The 18,283-nt window shown below is 66.8% G+C and carries 21 protein-coding genes; 8 read left to right on the top strand and 13 right to left on the bottom strand.

From position 1 onward, the window contains the following. Together ACUIAH_RS08715 and ACUIAH_RS08710 are read right to left on the bottom strand one after the other, a co-directional pair. The coding region (locus tag ACUIAH_RS08715; RefSeq protein ID WP_445341643.1) for a lytic transglycosylase domain-containing protein at positions 1 to 871 on the bottom strand (871 nt) is incomplete at its 3' end. A 22-nt stretch (positions 872 to 893) separates the two neighbouring features. Beyond that, positions 894 to 1,106: a helix-turn-helix domain-containing protein gene (locus ACUIAH_RS08710; protein WP_313842320.1), complete on the bottom strand. Its 213-nt coding sequence runs from the start codon at positions 1,104 to 1,106 to the stop codon at positions 894 to 896. Positions 1,107 to 1,420: 314 nt separating this feature from the next. Between ACUIAH_RS08710 and ACUIAH_RS08705 the strand changes: the two genes are divergently transcribed. From ACUIAH_RS08705 to ACUIAH_RS08675, 7 genes are all read left to right on the top strand, one after another. Beyond that, complete coding sequence (locus ACUIAH_RS08705) at positions 1,421 to 1,765, top strand: hypothetical protein (protein ID WP_445341642.1); 345 nt, start codon at positions 1,421 to 1,423, stop codon at positions 1,763 to 1,765. A 68-nt stretch (positions 1,766 to 1,833) separates the two neighbouring features. Beyond that, on the top strand, positions 1,834 to 2,478 hold the full coding sequence (locus ACUIAH_RS08700) for a hypothetical protein (RefSeq protein ID WP_445341641.1): 645 nt from the start codon (positions 1,834 to 1,836) through the stop codon (positions 2,476 to 2,478). A 1-nt stretch (position 2,479) separates the two neighbouring features. Further along, positions 2,480 to 4,063 (top strand): hypothetical protein, encoded by a 1,584-nt coding sequence (locus ACUIAH_RS08695; protein WP_445341640.1) that lies wholly within the window; start codon positions 2,480 to 2,482, stop codon positions 4,061 to 4,063. An 18-nt stretch (positions 4,064 to 4,081) separates the two neighbouring features. Then, positions 4,082 to 5,614, top strand: coding sequence for an SCO6880 family protein (locus tag ACUIAH_RS08690; RefSeq protein ID WP_445341639.1), 1,533 nt, complete (start codon positions 4,082 to 4,084; stop codon positions 5,612 to 5,614). A gap of 8 nt (positions 5,615 to 5,622) precedes the next feature. After that, on the top strand, positions 5,623 to 7,104 hold the full coding sequence (locus ACUIAH_RS08685; protein WP_445341638.1) for an ATPase: 1,482 nt from the start codon (positions 5,623 to 5,625) through the stop codon (positions 7,102 to 7,104). Next, the gene (locus ACUIAH_RS08680; protein ID WP_445341637.1) at positions 7,088 to 8,815 is read left to right on the top strand and encodes a type IV secretory system conjugative DNA transfer family protein; all 1,728 of its coding nucleotides are present in this window, start codon (positions 7,088 to 7,090) and stop codon (positions 8,813 to 8,815) included. The genes ACUIAH_RS08685 and ACUIAH_RS08680 overlap by 17 nt, the downstream gene beginning before the upstream one ends. After that, positions 8,808 to 9,287 carry a DUF4913 domain-containing protein gene (locus ACUIAH_RS08675; protein WP_445341636.1) on the top strand — a complete coding sequence of 160 codons (480 nt, stop codon included), beginning with the start codon at positions 8,808 to 8,810 and terminating at the stop codon, positions 9,285 to 9,287. The genes ACUIAH_RS08680 and ACUIAH_RS08675 overlap by 8 nt, the downstream gene beginning before the upstream one ends. 73 nt (positions 9,288 to 9,360) lie before the next feature. On the opposite strand, the gene ACUIAH_RS08670 is transcribed toward ACUIAH_RS08675, so the two are convergent. The 4 genes from ACUIAH_RS08670 to mobC all read right to left on the bottom strand — a co-directional run bounded on the left by ACUIAH_RS08670 (position 9,361) and on the right by mobC (position 13,700). After that, on the bottom strand, positions 9,361 to 10,197 hold the full coding sequence (locus tag ACUIAH_RS08670) for a hypothetical protein (protein WP_445341635.1): 837 nt from the start codon (positions 10,195 to 10,197) through the stop codon (positions 9,361 to 9,363). 10 nt (positions 10,198 to 10,207) lie between these two features. Further along, the gene (locus ACUIAH_RS08665) at positions 10,208 to 11,452 is read right to left on the bottom strand and encodes a hypothetical protein (RefSeq protein WP_445341634.1); all 1,245 of its coding nucleotides are present in this window, start codon (positions 11,450 to 11,452) and stop codon (positions 10,208 to 10,210) included. Positions 11,453 to 11,628: 176 nt separating this feature from the next. Beyond that, positions 11,629 to 13,287 (bottom strand): relaxase/mobilization nuclease domain-containing protein, encoded by a 1,659-nt coding sequence (locus ACUIAH_RS08660; protein WP_445341633.1) that lies wholly within the window; start codon positions 13,285 to 13,287, stop codon positions 11,629 to 11,631. Beyond that, positions 13,284 to 13,700: a plasmid mobilization relaxosome protein MobC gene (mobC, locus tag ACUIAH_RS08655; protein ID WP_445341632.1), complete on the bottom strand. Its 417-nt coding sequence runs from the start codon at positions 13,698 to 13,700 to the stop codon at positions 13,284 to 13,286. Before mobC ends, ACUIAH_RS08660 begins: the two co-directional genes overlap by 4 nt. A 246-nt stretch (positions 13,701 to 13,946) precedes the next feature. Between mobC and ACUIAH_RS08650 the strand changes: the two genes are divergently transcribed. Further along, complete coding sequence (locus tag ACUIAH_RS08650) at positions 13,947 to 14,243, top strand: hypothetical protein (protein ID WP_445341631.1); 297 nt, start codon at positions 13,947 to 13,949, stop codon at positions 14,241 to 14,243. 139 nt (positions 14,244 to 14,382) lie between these two features. On the opposite strand, the gene ACUIAH_RS08645 is transcribed toward ACUIAH_RS08650, so the two are convergent. From ACUIAH_RS08645 to ACUIAH_RS08615, 7 genes are all read right to left on the bottom strand, one after another. Next, a complete protein-coding gene (locus ACUIAH_RS08645) occupies positions 14,383 to 14,721 on the bottom strand; it encodes a hypothetical protein (protein ID WP_445341630.1) in 339 nt (112 codons plus the stop codon). 15 nt (positions 14,722 to 14,736) lie between these two features. Beyond that, complete coding sequence (locus ACUIAH_RS08640; protein WP_445341629.1) at positions 14,737 to 14,910, bottom strand: hypothetical protein; 174 nt, start codon at positions 14,908 to 14,910, stop codon at positions 14,737 to 14,739. Positions 14,911 to 14,977: 67 nt separating this feature from the next. Beyond that, positions 14,978 to 15,193 (bottom strand): helix-turn-helix transcriptional regulator, encoded by a 216-nt coding sequence (locus ACUIAH_RS08635; RefSeq protein WP_313842335.1) that lies wholly within the window; start codon positions 15,191 to 15,193, stop codon positions 14,978 to 14,980. Between the two features lie 110 nt (positions 15,194 to 15,303). Next, positions 15,304 to 15,891: a single-stranded DNA-binding protein gene (locus tag ACUIAH_RS08630; protein ID WP_445341628.1), complete on the bottom strand. Its 588-nt coding sequence runs from the start codon at positions 15,889 to 15,891 to the stop codon at positions 15,304 to 15,306. A gap of 456 nt (positions 15,892 to 16,347) precedes the next feature. Continuing rightward, entirely contained in the window at positions 16,348 to 16,695 is a 348-nt protein-coding gene (locus ACUIAH_RS08625) for a hypothetical protein (protein ID WP_445341627.1), read from the bottom strand. A 64-nt stretch (positions 16,696 to 16,759) separates the two neighbouring features. Further along, complete coding sequence (locus ACUIAH_RS08620) at positions 16,760 to 17,284, bottom strand: hypothetical protein (RefSeq protein WP_445341626.1); 525 nt, start codon at positions 17,282 to 17,284, stop codon at positions 16,760 to 16,762. Positions 17,285 to 17,707: 423 nt separating this feature from the next. Then, positions 17,708 to 18,283 carry a class II glutamine amidotransferase gene (locus ACUIAH_RS08615; RefSeq protein WP_445341625.1) on the bottom strand — a complete coding sequence of 192 codons (576 nt, stop codon included), beginning with the start codon at positions 18,281 to 18,283 and terminating at the stop codon, positions 17,708 to 17,710.

Below are 18,283 nucleotides of genomic sequence, written 5' to 3'. Positions count from 1 at the left end.
CCAGGACGCCTGGCGCGATGCTCATGGCTGCGCCCAGGCGCGGCTCCTTGCCGTACTGGTAGCCGAGCCGGCGTGCGGAGTCTCCCCAGAACCCGCCGTTGCCCATGTGCGAGTCGACCGGGCGGTTGATGCTGGCTCGCCGGACGGCGGCCCACCAGGTGCATTGCCTGGGGGCGTACCCGGACGGCCCGCCGTAGTAGGTGAGGCTGATGCCCATGGCTGCGATGTCTACGTGTCTGCCGTCGGCCTGCATTTTCAGCGAGGGTTGCAGCGATCCGGCTGCGCCGCCCTTGCCTGTGCCGCCTTTCGGCGTGTATTTGGGTACCAGGCCCATGATGCGTTTGACGTAGGCCTGGGTCTCCGAGTATGGGGGGATGCCCCCGTATGAGAGCACGGCTCCCATTCCTGCGTTGTATGCGGCGAGGGCCAGCTGCAGGGTGTCGCCCTGGATGCGCCCCGACTTCTTCGCTGATTCGACTTGGGACACCAGGTTGCACATGTAGTGGCCCTGCGTCCATATGGCGTCGTGGGCGTTCCACACATCAGCCTTGCCGTCCCCGTCCCCGTCGAGGCCGACGCTGGCCCAGGTCGCGGGCATGAACTGGGCTATCCCCTGGGCTCCGGCGCCGCTGCCTGCCCTCGGGTTCCATCCGGATTCGGCCTCTATCTGCGCCGCTATGACCGGCGGGGTGATCACCTGGCATATTGCGCCGGCCTTGAGCACATCCTCCCGGTATTCGGCGGGCACGTTGTCCACGCCGCCGCTGTCTTCCTGTGACGAGGCGGCCAGGAGGATGATGAGCAGCGGCAGGAAGACCAGGGACAAGATGATGAATACGACCAGGGCGACGGCCCCGCCCTGTTTGGCCATTCCGCTTCCTACGGGCTTGTCGTCATCCATGCTGCGGGGTCCGGTTCTGGCAGTCTTCCAGATAGGCGATCAGCTCTTCCTTCGCCACCCGCCATTCCTGGCCGAGCTTGAACCCTCTGATCCTTCCCTGGCGCAGCCATATGTAGAGGGTGCTCGCCTTGAGCCCGAGTATGTGCTCCAGATGCTTCATCTGCAGCATGTCAGGGTAGTTTTCCAGGGCTTTTCGGATATTCATGTCACCTCGAGGACGATTCTCTTTGCATTATAATGCAATATTGTGCGTTATTTTGCATTATAATGATAAATGGGCGGAGGGAGGCCAGGGCTTTGCAAAAGAGGAATCCCGGTTTTTCACCTGCGGTGCAGACGGATCCCACAGACGGCGGCCGCCCGTGCGGGGATCGCGGGACTTCCATGCAGCCGGCCCCTGAGATGGGGTCATCGAGATTTGGGGATGCGGCGTCGCCAGAGTTGATGCGGATCCTCATTGGCCAGGTTGGGGCCATCAAGGCCTTGGCTTGACGCAGCGAAGGAATAGGAGAACAAAGAATGCAGATAGCAGTTCCGATCGGCCGGGCTTCGGCCTGGGCCACCGCCAGGGCGGCGGATGCCGTCAGGCAGCTTGCCTCGCAGGCGGACGTGAATCTGGCCGATGTGCCCAACCCCGCCCCCGCGCAGCCGCCGGGGACCAGCGGCATCACCACCGTTATGTCCTGGGTCAAGTGGATCGGCATCATCGTATGCTGCGTCGCTTTGGTTGCGGCTCTTGCCATCAATGGCATCCAGTCCCGTAGGGGCGACGGAGGCCAGGGCATGTCCGATATCGTCAAGATCCTGCTGATAGTGGTGTTTATCAGTGCTTCCTTCGGACTCATAGGCGCGCTCGTATCATGAGACGCCGCCGCAAACCGGCAGCCGTGCTGGCCGTCGCCCTCTTGCTGTGGGCGGCGGCCGGCTGCGGTGTGCGCGCATCCTCCGAGCCGTCGCCGCCGGCCTCGGCTCCTGCGCCCTCCGGAGCGTCCGGTGCTGCTGTGCCGGCCGACAGCGCATGCGGATTGCCTGGGTCCGGGGAGCAGTCCCTGTCCTCGGCTCCGGAAGTCGATGAATGGCATCATGAGTCCACCAGCCTGTGGCCTTGGCCTTCCTCCAAGGAGTACGGCCCGGGAAGAACCACGTCCAAGGGCGTGAGGGAATGCTTCGCCTACAGCCCGCAGGGCGCCGTTTTCGCAGCCGCGAACATCGCCGCCATGTGGAGCGATCCGGCCTTGATGTCCGACAAGTCCGTCGTCCTGGGGTTCTTCGGCCATGGCAGCCAGTACGGCCGGCTGAAGGCCAAGCTGGCAGAGTCAGGCGCCCCGTCCATCAAGTCGATGGAGGGCGTGAGGGCCACGATGGCCGGCGTCCGCCTGCTCGACATGCACGACGGCAAGGCGGTGGTCGATCTGGGCTACGACGGCAGCTCGGAGGGGCACGGGTCGGCCGTCAGCATCGTCTACCGGCTCGTCTGGGACCGTGGCGACTGGAAGCTGCAATGCGAGCAGGATCCTCCGGTCACGGCCACCACGCTGCCCACGCTGAGCGGCTATCTCGACTGGAAGGAAAGTTAGCTTGGACTGGCTGGACAACATAGGCTCCTGGCTGTCGGACCATAATCCCGCCGAGCTCGTATCCGCCGGCATAGGCAAGCTGGTGTCCGGCATCTTCTCGATCATCGCCTCCCTGGTCAATGATGCCGTGGCATCGGTGGTCAAGGATGTGGCGACCATCTGGATGAAGGTGCCCTCTCCCGACCTGTCGGGCGGCGGCGAGAAGGCCGTAGCCCCTTCGGACATGAGCGGGCTGACGACGATCATGTCCTGGGTCAAGTGGGTCGGGTTCGCCGTGGCCGGCATCGCGCTGGTCATGATCCTTGTCCGGTTCGCGGTCCTGGCCGGGCGGGGCGAGACGATACGGTTCACCAGCCGGATCATGCTGGTCCTGTTCGGCACGGTGTTCATCGGGGCCGCCGCCGGCATCGTCGGGGCCGTCGTCGGCCCGGGGCCGGTGCAGGGCGGGGGCACGGCGGCCAAGATCCAGTCCCATCTTTGGGTGTACATGCTGGTCCTGGCCACGGTTTCCGTCATTGTGGGCGTCGTCAAGATGATGTGGCAGGCGGACGCGCGGCCCGGCCAGGACACCCTCAGATCCATTCTGACGCTGGTGGTGGTGGCCGGCGCCGGCACGCCGTTCATCCAGCTGTGCATCACCATGGGGGACAGTTTCAGCGATTGGATTCTGGGCGAGGCCGCCGACGGGGATTTCGGGGCGGCCATGACCAGGACCATGGTTTTCAGCGCCACAATACCGGGAGGGCCGATTCTTGTGCTCATTGTGGGGCTGCTGTGCATGCTGGCGGCGGTGTTCCAGGTGATCGTGATGATTTGCAGGTCGGGGATGCTGGTGGTGCTCACCGGCATGCTCCCGCTTGCCGCCTCCGCCGTGAACACCGAATCGGGCAAGAACTGGGCGAACAAGAACATAGGCTGGCTGGCCGCTTTCCTCCTGTATAAGCCGGTGGCCTCCATCATCTACGCCACCTGTTTCTGGATGGTGGGCGGAGGCGCGTTCGGCGGCGCCGAGAAGGGGTCGCTGGTGAACGTGCTTGTCGGCTTCGCCTTCATGCTCATGTGCCTGCTGGCCCTGCCGGCGCTGATGAAGGCCTGCGTGCCTGCGGTCGGGGCCTTGACGTCCGGGAGCGGCGGAGGCGGCGCTCTGGCTGCTGCGGCGCCGACCGGGGCGATGCTCCTGGCCTCCGGTTCCGGAGGCGGCGGTGGCGGCGCTTCGGGTTCTGGGGCGCCTTCCGGATCATCGTCTGCGGCTGGAGCCGGCGGGGCGTCCGGTGGCGGCGCCGCTGCAGGGGCGGCGTCCGGCGGGGCCGGCCTTGCCGTTGCGGCAGGAGCCAAGGCCGTGGAGAAGGGCAAGCAGGCCATGGACGAGGGCATAGGGGATGCCGGCTCGGGCTCTTCCGCCCCTGATGGGGCGAAACCGGTGTCCGGACCGTCGTCCGACGGCGTTTCGGGCTCCCAGGCGGGCTCGGGGCCTTCCGGGCCTTCCGGGCCTTCCGGGCCTTCCGGTTCTTCGCAGCCTCCGGATGATGCGTCAGGCGGCGGGTACGTTCAGGGGGGCCAGAGCCCTTCCGGCATGGCCGGCTGATCCGCGGGAGGAGAGGATATGAGCGCTGAGGAAACAGAGCCGAAGCCACGCACGTACGGCAACTGGATGAAGCCGGAGGAGAAGGGCATCCTGCCTGGTCTGGGGCCCTTGGGGACCGGCATCATCTTCATGGTCTGCATCGTCCTGGTCCTGCTGGTCATCAAAACCGAATGGATTGCGGCGGCGTGCGTGACCCTTGCCGGCGTGATGCTGCTGTGGCTGGTCACCCATCGTGACCAGCACGGCAAGAGCGCCGCCGACAAGATCATTGTCAGGGTCGGCTGGTGGCGGTCGCGTAGAAAGAAGGAAAACGTGTGGAGAGCGGGAACGTTGGGGTATGGCAGGCCGGGGTCCGTCATGCTCCCCGGGATTCTTGGCCAGGTCGAGCTTGCTGAAGGCACTGATGCGACGGGGGTGCCGTTCGGCGTGCTGTTCTGCCCCAGGCAGGACACCTATACGGTTGTCGTCAATTCCTCCCCTTCGGGCGAGGACCTGGTGGACCGGGACCAGATCGACAGATGGGTGGCCATGTGGGGCGTGTTCAAGGCGGACATGGCCGACGAGCAGGGGTTGCAGCACTTCGGTGTCACCATCGAGACCCGCCCCGAGAACCCGCTGCAGCTCAAGCAGGAGGTCGACCGCCTGCGCGGCCCGCGCGAGGAGGAGGACGAGTTCTCTATGAGCGTGCTGCAGGAGATCGTCAGGACGTATCCGAGGGGGAGCACGGACGTGCAGGCCTACCTGTTCTTCACGTTCTCGGCCGACCGCGGCAAGAGGAAGGGGGTCTCGACCAAAAAGAAGCGGCTGCAGGAGTTCCTGCAGGAGTTCGGCCCGAGGCTGCCGTATCTGGTGCAGAAGGTCCAGGAGACCGGTGCTGGGGCGTGCCACCCCATGTCGGCTCAGGAGCTGTGCCGGTACGTGAGGATCGCCTACGACTCGCAGGCCAAGGATCTGTTTGAAGAGGCTGACGCGCTTGGCCAGGATGTGACGATGGACTGGAGCCAGTGCGGGCCGATGGCGGCCGAGGCGTCCTGGGACTCCTACCGGCATGACGGCGACGTGTCGGTGACCTGGGAGCTGACCCAGGCGCCCAGGGGGGCGGTGCAGTCGAGCATCCTGCGTCGGTTCCTGTCCCCGCAGGCCAACCTTTCCAGCAAGCGGGTGACCTGGCTGTTCCGCCCTGTCCCGCCTGAGAAGACGGGCGATCTGGTGGACAGCGACGTGATTACCGCCCAGTATCAGATGACGCTCAATAAAAGCAAGCCGACGGCGCGGGCGATGCGCAGGATGCGGGCAGCCACGCAGACGGCCGAGGAGGAGGCCAACGGGGCGGGGCTGGAGAACTTCTCGGCCTTCTGCACCGCGACGATGGCCAAGGACGCTGATCTGCATGATGCGACGGCCGCCGTGGAGTCCCTGGCGGCTACGGCGCGTCTCAGGCTTCGCAAGGTGTACGGGTCCCAGGACAGCGCGTTTGCCGCCTGCCTTCCGCTGGGGCTCGATACCAGGAGGTACACGGTCATTCCGGCCGAGGTGTCGGAGAAGCTGTAGGAGCGATGATGAAGAACGAGGAATGGGCCTGGGCCCGGCCGACGTACAGAGGGTTCTACGGACCTGGAGGGGGCCGCAGCACGCTGATCCAGCATCCGCAGGAGTGGAGGGGAAGCACCCTGCAGACCTGCGGCCTGTGGCCGTTCAGCCTGGGAGCGGGCGCGCCGATGGTCGGGGTGCCCATGGGCAGGCATCTGCGGACGGGCGCATCCCTGTGCTGCGACCCCATCAGCTGGTTCACCAGGGCGAAGCTGATAAGCAATCCCAGCGTCTTCGTGCTGGGCAAGCCCGGCCTGGGCAAGAGCACGGTGCTGCGCCGCTGGTGCCTGGGATACAAGTTCATGGGCATCAACACGATGTTCCTGGGGGACGTGAAGGGCGAGCACGACGACATTGTGCGCGCCCTGGGCGGGCAGATCATCAAGATAGGCCCGGGCTACGGTTCCATCAACGTGCTCGACCCCGGAGGGGCCCTGGCGTCCATGGCCCGGCTGAGCGGCGATTCCCGGGATGCGGTGCATACGATCATCCAGACCCGGCGCAACAACATGGTCAAGGCCCTGATCACCATTTCCAGGCAGTCTCCTCCCACCGAGCGCGAGCGGACCATCCTGGAGCGGGCCATCCGCGTGCTTGACGACAAGTTCGGCACGAAGCCGCCGGTCCTGTCCGACCTGCTCCAGGTCATCAGGGAGGCCCCCGAGCCTGTCAGGCAGGTGGCGCTCGACCGGGGCGACGTCACCAGGTACCGGGACATCACCGAGAATCTGGAATCCTCGCTGATCGAGCTGTCCGGCTCGGGGGTGATGGGCGACCTTTTCAGCCATCAGACCAGCGAGCAGCTGGACCCGTCAAGGCCGGTGGACTTCGACATTTCATCCATCAACGAGGCCGACCAGGATGTGAGGGCGGCCGCCCTCATGGCCTGCTGGGACGCCGGGTTCTGCACGGTGGACGTCAGCCATATCCTCTATGAGGCCGGATTGGGCAATCTGCACATATTCTTCCTGGTCCTGGACGAGCTGTGGAGCGCGCTGCGCTCCGGTTCGGGCATGGTCGAGAGGGTAGACCAGACGACCAGGCTCAACCGCCAGTGGGGCATCGGCCAGGCGCTGATCAGCCACACCATGAGCGACCTTATGAGCCTGCCCGCGCCGGAGGACCGGGAGAAGGCCAAGGGGTTCGTGGAGCGCAGCGGCATGGTCCTGTGCGGGGGCCTGCCGAAGAAGGAGATGCCGCTCCTGAACTCGGCCATCACGCTCAGCGACATGGAGGAGAACCTGCTCATGTCGTGGCAGGATCCCGCCTCCTGGGACGCCAAGCAGCACCGGAACACGGAGCCGCCGGGCCGGGGGAAGTTCCTGGTCAAGGTGGGCGGCCAGCCGGGCATCCCGTTCCATCTGGACCTTACGGAGGCCGAGAAGCGTGTCAACGACACCAACAAGCTGTGGCACGGGCAGGAGGCGGGCTCGCATGGCCAGGAACAATAGGCTCAGGCAGCCGTCCGGGTGGAGCCCGGAGACCATCGTGGCGGCCATCATCGTAGGCGTCGTTTCCGTGGTCGTCTTCGGGGCCTATGGAGCATGGTGGCTGGGATGCCTGCTCAGGGACGGCTCCGCGCCATCCGGCCTGGGCGTGATGCAGGTGGTGTCGGGCCTGGCCAAGAAGGAGATCCCCTGGCCGGGCCTGTTCGGCTGGGTGGGCCTTGCGGCGGAGATCCTGGCCGTGGCCCTGGCCGCCTTGGCGGTGTTCCTGGTCTACCGGCGGGCTACGGCCCACTCGTCCAGGGTCGATCATGCGGCCCCTTATCTGGGCCGTGGGCGCGACGTGGACACGATGACCGTGGAGCATGCCGAGGCTTCGGCGCAGCGCCTGCATGTGGACAGCCCCCTGCCCGGCATCAAGGTGGGGGCCTTCCTGCATGGCAAGGGGCACTACTACATGACCTATGAGGACATGATGCTGGTGCTGGCGGGGCCCAGGACGGGCAAGACCACCAGCCTGGCCATCCCGGCCATCATGGACGCCCCGGGCCCTGTGCTGACCACATCCAACAAGAGGGACATCGTGGATGCCGTCAGGGGCCCCAGGTCGAGGAAGGGCCGGGTGTACGTGTTCGACCCGCAGCAGATCGTGCATGAGCGGCAGGACTGGTGGTGGAACCCGCTGTCGTATGTGACCGACGACACCAGGGCGAGGAAGCTCGCCGGCTATTTCAGCTCGTCGGTCACGGATCCGAACGCGAAGAAGGATGCGTATTTCGACTCCACGGCCGAAACGCTGCTCACGGACCTGCTGCTGGCGGCCGCCCTCGACGGGCGGGCCATCACGGACGTGTGGCGGTGGCTGATGAACCCGGTGAACCCGGATCCGCAGGCCATCCTCTCCCGCTGCGGGTACCCGCTGAACGCTGACGAGCTTGAGTCGATCATGAACGCGCCCGACAAGCAGCAGCAGGGCGTGTACGGCTCGGCTATGACGATGGCGCGGGTGCTGACCAACCGGGAGGCCACCAGATGGGTGACCCCGCCCAAGGACCGGCATCTGGACGAGTTCGTGCCCGAGCAGTTCGTCCTCTCCGACCAGACGCTGTGCTCCATGAGCCGTGAGGGCGCCGGCACGGCGGGCGGCTATGTGCTGGCCCTGACTGCGGCGGTGAGCGAGGCTGCCGAGGAGGCGGCCGACCTGCAGGAGGGAGGCCGGCTGGCGAAGCCCATGCTGGGCATCCTGGACGAGGCGGCCAATGTGTGCCGCTGGCGTGAGCTGCCCGACCTGTACAGCCATTTCGGCAGCCGCGGGATCCTGTTCATGACGTTCCTGCAATCCTGGTCCCAGGGCGTGGGGGCCTGGACGTCGGACGGCATGGAGAAGCTGTGGAGCGCATCGAACGTGATCTCCTACCTTGGGGGCATCAGGGAGCCGGATTTCCTTGACCACCTGTCCAAGCTTCTCGGGGAGTACGACTACCGGACACGTCAGGTGTCCTTCCGCAGAAGCGACGTCGACTCGAACGTGTCGGTGAACCGGGACACCATCCTCTCCCTTGACGAGCTTGCCGCCTTGCCGCGAGGCAGGGAGCTGCTGCTGGCGTCAGGCAGCCGGCCGGTGCTCGCCCGGACCGAGCCGTGGATGGCCAGACCTGACGCCGGTCTGGTCCGCAGTTCCATAGGCGAGGCTGAAAGGAGGCGCGCCCATGCCTGAGCATGAGGCGGAGGGATCCCTCAGCGAGGAGCTGGAGGGCATCATCCAGGATCCCGGTCAGCAGCCCGGGGCCGGCGGGGACGCGGGTGGCACGGTGTTCTTCGCCAACGTGTGGGATTTCGTCTACCGCTGGCTCAGGCACATGTACAAGCGGCCGACCGGCCCGAACGTGTCCTTCCGGTGGGATTCGGACTGGTTCCGCTGCCCCGAGGTCGTTTCCAGGCTCACTGAGCTGTGGCGGGTGTGGGAGATGGCCAGGGTCGATACCGGGTCGATGATGGCCATATGGTGGCGTGACTACTGCGACCCGGCGATGGACAGGATCATGAGCCCGGAGGGGCCGTTCCGCACCAGCGACGAGAAGACCGCACCCGGCCAGCCGCTGGGATGCAACCGGCCGCCTGACGGCCAGTTCATCGATGAGAGGACCGGGGGCCCGTTCCGCGTCCCTGACGACGATTCCCTGGCCTGAGCGCCTGATACGTGCAGAAAAAATGGCCAGCCCCATGATGGGGCTGGCCAGTTTTTTGCCTGGGCGCCGGGGGTTACCGGCTCACGCCACGGCTGCGGGTCCGGGTCCGGGTCCTGGCGCGGCGGCGGGAGCGGTTTCTGGAGCGCCCCTGTCCGGATGATTGCCGCTCCTTGCTGGTTTCGACGGCCGTGTTGGCGTCAACGGTGTGCGTGGCTTCGACCCGCAGGGTGTCCTGGACAAGATCCTCGTCCATGCCGGCGTCCTGGAGCCTTTCGGCCGCATCCTCCAGCTCGTCGGCCTCCTCTCCGGCTGCGCCTGCCTGCTCGAGGTCCTTCTCCCGCTCCTCGCGGAGCTCATGCTCCTCTTCGCGGCCTGGGTCCTGGTTCAGCGCGGCGTCCGCCATGTCAGCCTTGTGCAGGCTGTTGGCCTGCTCGTCGAGCGCGGACTGGCGGGAGCCTTCGAGCAGCTTGGCAGCGGAGAGATCCTTCTCGGCGGCCTCCATGGCTCTTTTCAGGCTTGCCTCGTCCGGATACAGGCTCACATCGATGCCGTACCGATCGTTGACCTGCTGGCTTATGGACCTGGCGGCCTGGTCGATCCGTTCGTCCTGCCCTGCGTAGGTGCCGGCCAGGGCGGCGCATCGGCTGATTTCCGCAGCGTTGGCATGGTCTATCCAGCCGTCCTGGAATACGCTTTCCAGTTCGGCCTTCGCCATGGACCGTTCGGCGGTCTGCCTGCTGCGCATCTCCTGCGCCTGGCGGCGGTCGGCGGCCGCGCTGTCCTGGCTTTGCGCCCTGCTCCGGTAGGCTTTCTGCTCGGCGGCCAGCATGGCCGCTGTGCCCATGGCGCGTGCGGGTGTGCCGAGCTCCTGGAATACTTCCTGGTCGCTGGTGGCGTCTTCTGGCTTCATTGTTCGCTCCTCACCGGCCCAGGGCCTGGTCCAGGCTTTGCGTCTGTCGTGTTATCTGCTGCCTGGCTTGCAGCTTCTGGTCGGCGTGCTGCTGGCTGGTCGTGTGCGTCACCTGGACCAGGGCGCTCACCTTGTCCTGCTCCGGCTCCTTGGCGGCTGCCTGCTCGCTCTGCAGCCTGCTCTTGATCTGCTGCACGGGGTCTGGTTCCTTGTCGGCCGGCGTCCAGGCTGATTCGTTCCACCGGCATCGGGGTTCAGAGCTCCCGTGCCCGTGCTGGTACTCGTACTCGATGCCGCCGTCCGGGCTCAGGATGGCGTAGCCTGTGCCGGTGCTGCTTCTGAGCCACCCTTCGGGCAGCTCTTCGATCTGCTCGGCGTCTTCCCACAGGGACCGCCTCCACTGTTCTTTTTCCTCCAGGGCATCATCGATTCCTTGACTGATGGCTTGGTCCACGATGTCGGGGTTGGCGTCGATCGCCTGCTGGGCTGCCGATTCGATTTCCGCAATGGTGAATGGGCGGCCATGGGGCTCCGGCCCGTCCGGGCCGACGTACTTTTCGGCGGCCAGGCCTATCTGGAAGTCGAGCCCGCTTCTCACGCTCTGCGGGGTGGGGTTCTTCTCGTCGTAGTAGAACTCCGCCTCGGCCCCCCTGCGGACTGCTGTTTTCAGGGAGATTTCAAAGTCGTCGCTCTTCATGGCGTACTCGGCCAGGAGGGTGTTCCTCGGGTTGGCTTTGAGGTCGCGCGCCATGTCGTTTTTGATCTCGTCGATACGCTCCCTGCTGCCGGCGACGATCTGCGAGGCGGCCGACCGGATCACCGGGGTCAGGTCCTGGGGCGCGTCGACGGGCACGTACAGCCGGCCGTGTTGGCTCCTCCAGGCGAGCACGTCCTCGATGCCGAGCGTCGCGGCCGTGGAGGCCTCCCTTCTGTAGAGCTCGCTTACGGCTATCTTGCCCAGCTGCTCGTCTATGGCGCTCTGTTCCAGGCCAGGCGTCTCCAGCATGCTTTGCGCTATTTTCGCGCCGGCTTCGCGGGCATGCTTCAGGGTGTCGACACGGAGCTCGATGAAGCTTTCCGCCTGCTCCCTGAGTGCGCCCACGCAGTCGTCGTTGAGCTGGCTGGGCTGCGGCCCGCCGTCCGGCTGCTGTTCCAGGCGGAGCCTGGTGCCTTCCCTTGCCAGCGACTGGGCCAGGCCTCGGATGATCTCTTTTCTTTCCGGGTTGTCCGGCATGCTCAGCATGCTTTGCGCCATGCCTTCCATCATCCCCTGAAGCCTGGGGTCATTCCTCATGGCTGCCCATGTCTGGTCTAAGAGACGCTCTTGGCTCTGATTGTATGTGAGGTTCTTCTGGCTGTCTTCGGCCATGATGTCTTACCTTTCTGTTGTGAGCCCCATGTTTTGGCGAATGGGCTCGTGTCTTGCTCGGTTCAGTGCTCCTTTCCCTGGATGTGTCCGGCCGCCCTGGTCGTCCTCGGGCGGTTCAAGTGCTTGTTGATCTCCTGCTCTACGGCGTCGGCCACGGGCGTCGGCCGGCCGGCCTGGACCAGGGCGGTCACCGGGTCGCGCGGCTGGGCCCGCCTCCTGGCCGGTGCGGGCACGGCGGGCAGGGTGCGGGCCACGGCCATGAGGTTGCCGCGTTCCTGCTCCAGGGTGATTCTGGCCAGGTATGCGTCGTTCCTGGCCTGCATGGCCTGCTGGATGGCGGCGACGGTCTTGAAGAGCTGCCGGTACATGACGGCCTGCATCATCCGGGGGTTGTCGCTGTCGAGGCTGGCCGCGAAGGCGAGGGCGGCGTCCACCATGGTGCTGCGCACCTGGTGCGGTGGGCGTGCGGGCTTGGCGTAGGTCTGGGCGCTGCGCGAGACTTCCCTGGCGGCTTCGGCTATCGGCCCCGGGACCGGTTCGATGGACCTGGACCATGAGGAGAGCGCGCCGGCGGTTTCGTGCGCCACATGCGCCCAGGTCGCCCGGTCTGCCGGGTCCACTGCGCGCAGCCGGTCGTTGAGCCTGGCCATCTCCCGGGCCACCGTCTTCGGCATCGGGGCCTGTTCGCCCTGGCGTGGATGCACGGCTCGGCGGTTGCGCAGGGCGGCGTTCCATTCGTCCGCAGCCTCGGCTGAGGCGGCCAGGCTGTCCGCCCATCCGAGCCGGAGCCTGGGCAGGCGCAGGTCGCGTGCGATGGTGCCGCCGCCGTACCATACCGGGCTCTCGCCCCACACCGGTCGTTCGGCCACGGAGTATCCGGTCACGACCCTTCTGGTCCCCTGGGCGTAGCGTGGGCGGATCAGCACGCCTTGGCTGCGGAGCCGGCGGACGAATTCGGCCTCCGTCCTGCTTCTGGCGGCGGCGGCGCGGATCTGCCTGGCCAGCCGGTGGCGGGGCTGGTCGGCCTGAAGCTGGGCCGCGATCAGCCGCTTGCGCTCCTCCACCGGCAGGCTTCCCCAGCTGATCGAGGGGGACTCGTAGTGCAGTTTGGCTCTTGCCCTGCGGCGGGCCTGCGCTTCACGCTCGCCTGGCTGCCATCCTCTGGTCGCCGCCCTGGTCCTGTCGTTGCCGAGCTCTTCGAGCCCGTGGCTTTTCTCCAGTTCGCGGCAGGCCTGCTGGGCGCGGCGGTAGTCGTTGTGGATCCAGGCCTTGGTCCCGTCGGCGCGTATCAGGTTCACGGCGATGTGGATGTGGTCGTTGCCGTTGCCCTCCTGCCCGCTCAGACCGTGGCGGATGGCGGTCCACATGCAGGGCGCCTTGGTGCCTTCCGCATCGTCGAACCCCATCTTGCGGATGAATTCGTGCGCTATCCGGTTCCATTCGTCGTCGCTCAGGGTGCCGTCCTGCTTGCTGATGGCCAGCGAGCAATGCCAGACATGGCCGCCTTTCATCGGCCTTCCCGATGTGGTCACGGCGGCGTCCAGATGCTCGGCAAGCTGCGCGACCGTAGGACGGTCGAGGCCGGCGTCCATGAACCTCAGCTCCGTCCACTCGTCGCCGGCTACCACATGCTGGTCGGCGTGCTCGTTGTGCCGTCCGGGCCCGGCCAGATAGGTGATCAGGCCCCGCATCCTGCTGCCCCTGGTGATGTTCGGTATCACAGGTTCCGCTCCATCATCGACTGGATCAGGATGTCCGCCTCCGCCATCAGCGGCTTCATTTCCTCCACAAGCCTGAGCAGGGGCTTGTCGAGCACGATCCCCTTGGCGTTGGCCACGCGCGCCACCTGGTTGACGTTCACCCCGATCTTGGCTATCTGCATGGTGAGCCGGACGGCCTTGTCCTTCCAGTCGAGCAGTTCCTCGCGGGTCACGCTCTGCTCTTCGCTTTTCGGGGCCAGAAGCACTTCGCGGGCGTAGCGGGAGATGCTGACTGATCCCGGCTCTTCGCCGCCCCTGCCTCTGCTGGCGTTCCACTCCTGGGCGCGGGCGATCAGCCGGCGCTTCTCGTCGGCGTTCAGACGCAGATGGAAGTCGAGGCCGCGAAGGTCGCGGTTCGGGGTTTCCTCGGCCATGGGCCTCTCCTTTCCTGCCAGCGCAGCGACCCCCGATGCCGTTTCGGGGGACGGGCGCCCTGCGTCCCATTATTGCACGCCTGCGGGCAATCAAGCGAAAATGTGTACACATTTTCTATAGCTTGCTCCGTCGGAGACTCCGTTTCCTCCGGACCCGGCTGCGCCGGGCTGCTGCATCGAGGATGCGGCGGGGCCTGCTGCGTTAGAATTGCCGTGACCGCATTCATCACAAGGGTAAGGAGAATCATGTCTGGTCAATCCGCCACTGATCGGTACATCGAGGGCAAGCGTAAGGAACTGGACAACTTGAGGAAGGACTTCAACGCCCTTTCCAAGGAGGCGGCGGCCGTGGCCGAGCATTCGGCTGCGGCCGGCCGGCTGATCGAGCGGCTGAAGTCCGACCAGCAGATGACCGAGACGCAGATCCAGCGTCTGTTCGGCCTGGACGGCTCCACGCTCAAGAGGTTTCTCAAGGCTTCGGAGGAGGAGCGCAGCCGGTCCTCCGCCGCTGCTGAGCCGGCCCAGGTCCGGCCTGGCATCTGATCCGATACGGCAATAGCCCCCTGCGGCGTGGTCTGTCGCAGGGGGCTATTGCCGTTCCGGGCGGGGCGGCTAAAATGGTGTGTGGCTCTAATGCTGGGGGCCGGGCGTGCCACCGTCCGGCCCTTTTTTGTGGCCCGTTTCAGTCGAGGCTCATGCGTATCGCGACCCCGGACACATCGGGGATGGATTCCCGCTCCCAGTCGTGGATGCCGGCCTGGCTCATGATGCTGGCGATGTCGGTGGCGTGGTAGGCGCCGAATTCATAGACGACGCCGTTGCTGTTGACGGTGCGGGCGATGCGGGCCGGGTCTTCGGCCGTGCGCTGGTCCATCTGCTGGCAGAGGTTGCGCAGGGCCTGCATCTGGTCGGGGTCGTCCGCGTTGACTGTGGAGCTGCGCCGGATGACGCTCACCTTCTGCCAGCCGTGGGCGCCCAGCTGGTCGATGGCCTTGCTGATTTCCACGGTGATGGTGTGCATGGGGTCCCGGTCCTTTCAGATCTGGTATGAGACGCGGCAGAGGAGCACGCACAGCCCTATGAGGGCGATGCTCTGCACCCTGTCGGCGATGAGTGCTCGGGGGGCCGGCCTGCGGAGCAGGTCGGCGTGGGGTCCTGCCCCGTTGGGGGCGCTGCGGACGATTCTGCGTGCGGTTGTCTTGTGGTTCATGTCTTGCTCTTTTCTGGCGGCTGGGTGGCTGTTTGTGGTGTGGGGCGCTGGCACGCCCCGCGTCTGCTTAGAGCAGGTCCTCGATGGCGCAGTCCAGCTCCTGGGTGATTTTCAGGACCGTGCTGATCCGGCAGTGGCTGATGTCGCGGCGGCCGGTCTCCAGGTCGCTGATGACGGTTTCGCTCAGCCCTGACCGGCTGGCCAGCTGTCGTTGGGTCAGGCCTGCGGCGGCGCGTCTGGACGCCAGCCTGCGGCCGGTCCCTGATGGGTTTCTCGTGCTCACGTGGGTTGCCTCCATGTATGATTGGCCATGTCGGCTCCTTGGATGCGGCTGGGTGGCCTTTCCAAATGCCCCGACGGTGGCCGCGCGCTGGCACGCGCGGCCTTTTTTGTTTATCGCATCCAGTCGGGCTGGGCTCCGGCGGGGCCGGTGGCTGCCGGCTGCTGGGGCTGGGCGGGGGCCTGCGTGCCTGGGCGGGGCGTCGTGGGCCAGGGTTCCTGGGGAGCCTGCTGCTGGGGTGCCTGCTGGGCGGCCTGAGCCTGCTGCTGGGGAGCCGGCTGCTGGCTGTAGGCGGGTGCCTGCTTGCGTTCGCGGGCCTGGTCGATGAAGCTCTGCCGCAGAGGGTCGGGGCACAGGCTCCGGCCGTCCACCCGGATGCGGGCGTGGGGCTGCTGGTCGTCGCGGCCTATCCAGGCGTCGGGGTCGTCGTCGAGGTAGCCGGTGCCGACTACGGGATCCCTTTCAACGAGCTTCTGGCTGGCGAGGAGCTGGTGGATGGCCTGGGCGGTGCGGCCCCAGTAGACGACAGTGATGGAGTCGTAGTCGGCGGCCTGCTGGCGGTTGCCCTGGGCGTCCTTCCAGCTGTGCCGGTCGTAGACCCTGATGGACAGCCGGGCCTTCCGGTCGCCGGTGGCTTCGGTGTATCTGATGTCGCTGAGGAAGCCGCTGAAGCTGACCATGGTGCTGATTATCGTAGACATTTTTCTTACCTTTTTCTGTGTTCCGGGCCTTGGCAACCCGGGGGGAACCGTTCCCCTGACCACACTTATAATGGTACCACAATGAGTGTGGTTGTCAAGCCGGAATCGGCGGAATCTCAACGTTTTTTCCAGGGGCAGGGCGCGAGTGTTGACGGCCTGCCGGAAGCGGCCCGGAGGCTCCCCCTCCCCTCCCCGGTGACATGTTTCGGACCAGGCGCATGCGGTGGGCGGTGCGGCCTTGCACGGGCGCGGCGTGTGCTCGGCCTGGGCTTCACCCCGGGGTCCGCGTGCGGATCGGGACGCGGCAGGCGCAGCCCTTGTGGCATGCTGGTGGGCCGCAAGGGCGTAGCCCGGCGTGGACCGGGACGCTCCGGCCCCGGGCCGGCTGTGAGTGGCCCCCTGCGGGGGCCGGGAGCAGTCGGCTTTCGCGGCCCCGGGCCGGGGCTGTCCTGCGGGCTAGGCGTGGGCCTGGTCGAGCAGGGCTGGGCTGATGGTGTAGAGGCTGGCGGCGCATCGGCCTTGGATGCCGTATCGGGCTGTGGGGATGGCGTCCTCGGGGGTGAGCTGGCCGGCGGCGACTAGGGGTGCGATGGCTTGTTCCTGGCTTTCGGGGATCCAGGTCTTGTCGTCGGGGGTGAGGCCGAACCAGCCGGCGAGGTTGACGCTGATGGGCTGGGGTGCGGCCTGGCTGTCGGCGGGGATGGCGAGCAGTGCGGGCGAGCCGTCGGCGTAGCTGTCGAGGGCGAGGGTTCCCGCGCCGGTGGCGATGGGGGTGCCGTCGGGGTTGCGCAGTGTGGTGGTCATGGTGTGTTCCTTTCCGTGTGTGTTGGGGGGCCTGCCGGCCGGATGGCCGGCAGGCGTTGGCGGGTCAGGCTTGTGTGCTCCATGGGCTGGCGGTGCCGGTGACGACGCAGAGGCGCATGAGGCTGCCGAGCCGGCTGTCGGGGTCTTTCTGCAGGGCGGTCAGGGCTCTTTCCAGGGCTGCCGTGTAACGCCCGTCCAGCCAGTACAGGGAGGCTTGGAGGGCGTATGGCTCGGCCTGCTGGTCGGGCTGGGCGTCGGCTATGCGGTCGAGCTGGCTGACGGCCTGGTCTATCCGGCTGGAGGGGATGGGGCGCCCCGGGCCGCTGATGCCGTCGAGGAGCCGCTGGCCCATGGGGCTTGTGGCGTCGGGGTTGGTCAGCCATACGGTGACGTCCTGCTCGGTCAGGCTGGGCATGGCGGTGATGAAGACGATCATGTCGCGCTGGGCGTCGCCTGCGTTGCTGGCCTGGTTGAGCCGTAGGGCCTGGCTGTCGGTCAGGGGTTCGCTGGTGTCGAGGGTGTGCCGCCATGCGGCGAGGGCCTCGGTGGCGCCGCTTATGGTGCTGTCGGTGGTGTTGGTGTTGGTCATGTCTGCTCCTTGCTGTGTGTGGCGGGCACCTCCCGCCTGACAACCTCCACCAGGCACGGGCTGAGCGGAGGGAGCGGCCCCCCGTGTGGACCGGGACTCGGCAGGCCGGAGGCCCGCATGGCATGCTGTTCGTGCCATGCGGGCCGCAGGCCCGGCGAGGATCGGGACGCCCGGGGGCCGTGACCGGAGCGACCCATGCCATGCTGGAGGTGGTCAGGCGGGAGACGTCGACGAGCACTGAGCCCGGGACGGGCGCAGGGCGGCGGGAACCAGCCGGCCGGCCGCAGGCCGGCGTCCGTCTCCTGTGCTCCGCCCGATCATCTGCGGGCGGGGCGGCGGCGAGTGGCCCCCAACAAAGGGGGCCGGGAGCCGTCGCCTGGGGCCGGTTCCGGGCCTGCCGGCCCTTGGCCGGCAGGGGCAGGCTTACCGGATGGCGTCCTCGTCCTCGCCCCAGTAGGGGTAGGGCTGGTAGCCGTAGTCAAGCCCGGCGGCCATCCATATGGTGTTGCTGACGGTGATGGTGCCCTGCTCGCCGGGGATGGGGGTGCCGGGGGTGAGCCAGTCGAGGCGGCCGGTTTGGTCGATGGAGGCGAAACAGCCTTCCGTGCCTTGGCTGAGGTCGGCCCCCTGCTCCCATGCGGCGATGGCGTTGCGGCTGTCGCATTGGTGGGGGCCGTGGCTGTAGCGGCGGCTTATGCCGTTGTGGGCCATGTACCCGTGCCGGCCGTCGCGGCTCCATGCGAACGGGTGCGTGTTGTGCTCGGAGACGGGGCCGTTGGTGGCCAGCCGGAAGTGCATGAGCACGGGCATGCGGGCCAGGGCGGCCCGGTTGCGGATGATGAAGCCCAGGGTCTTGTCGTTGTCCGGATTGCGGTACCTGTGGAGCTTGCGGCCGTCGAACCAGGCGACGCCCGCCCCGTCGGGGTTGGCGTCGCTCATCTGGGCGAGCTGGAGGCTGCTCGGCATGGCGCCGGCCCCGGCGGTGCAGATGACACACAT

The organism is Bifidobacterium sp. ESL0820, assembly GCF_052606235.1.
The sequence above is the reverse complement of the archived record's forward strand: the minus strand, read 5'-3'. Positions and strand labels throughout refer to the sequence as shown.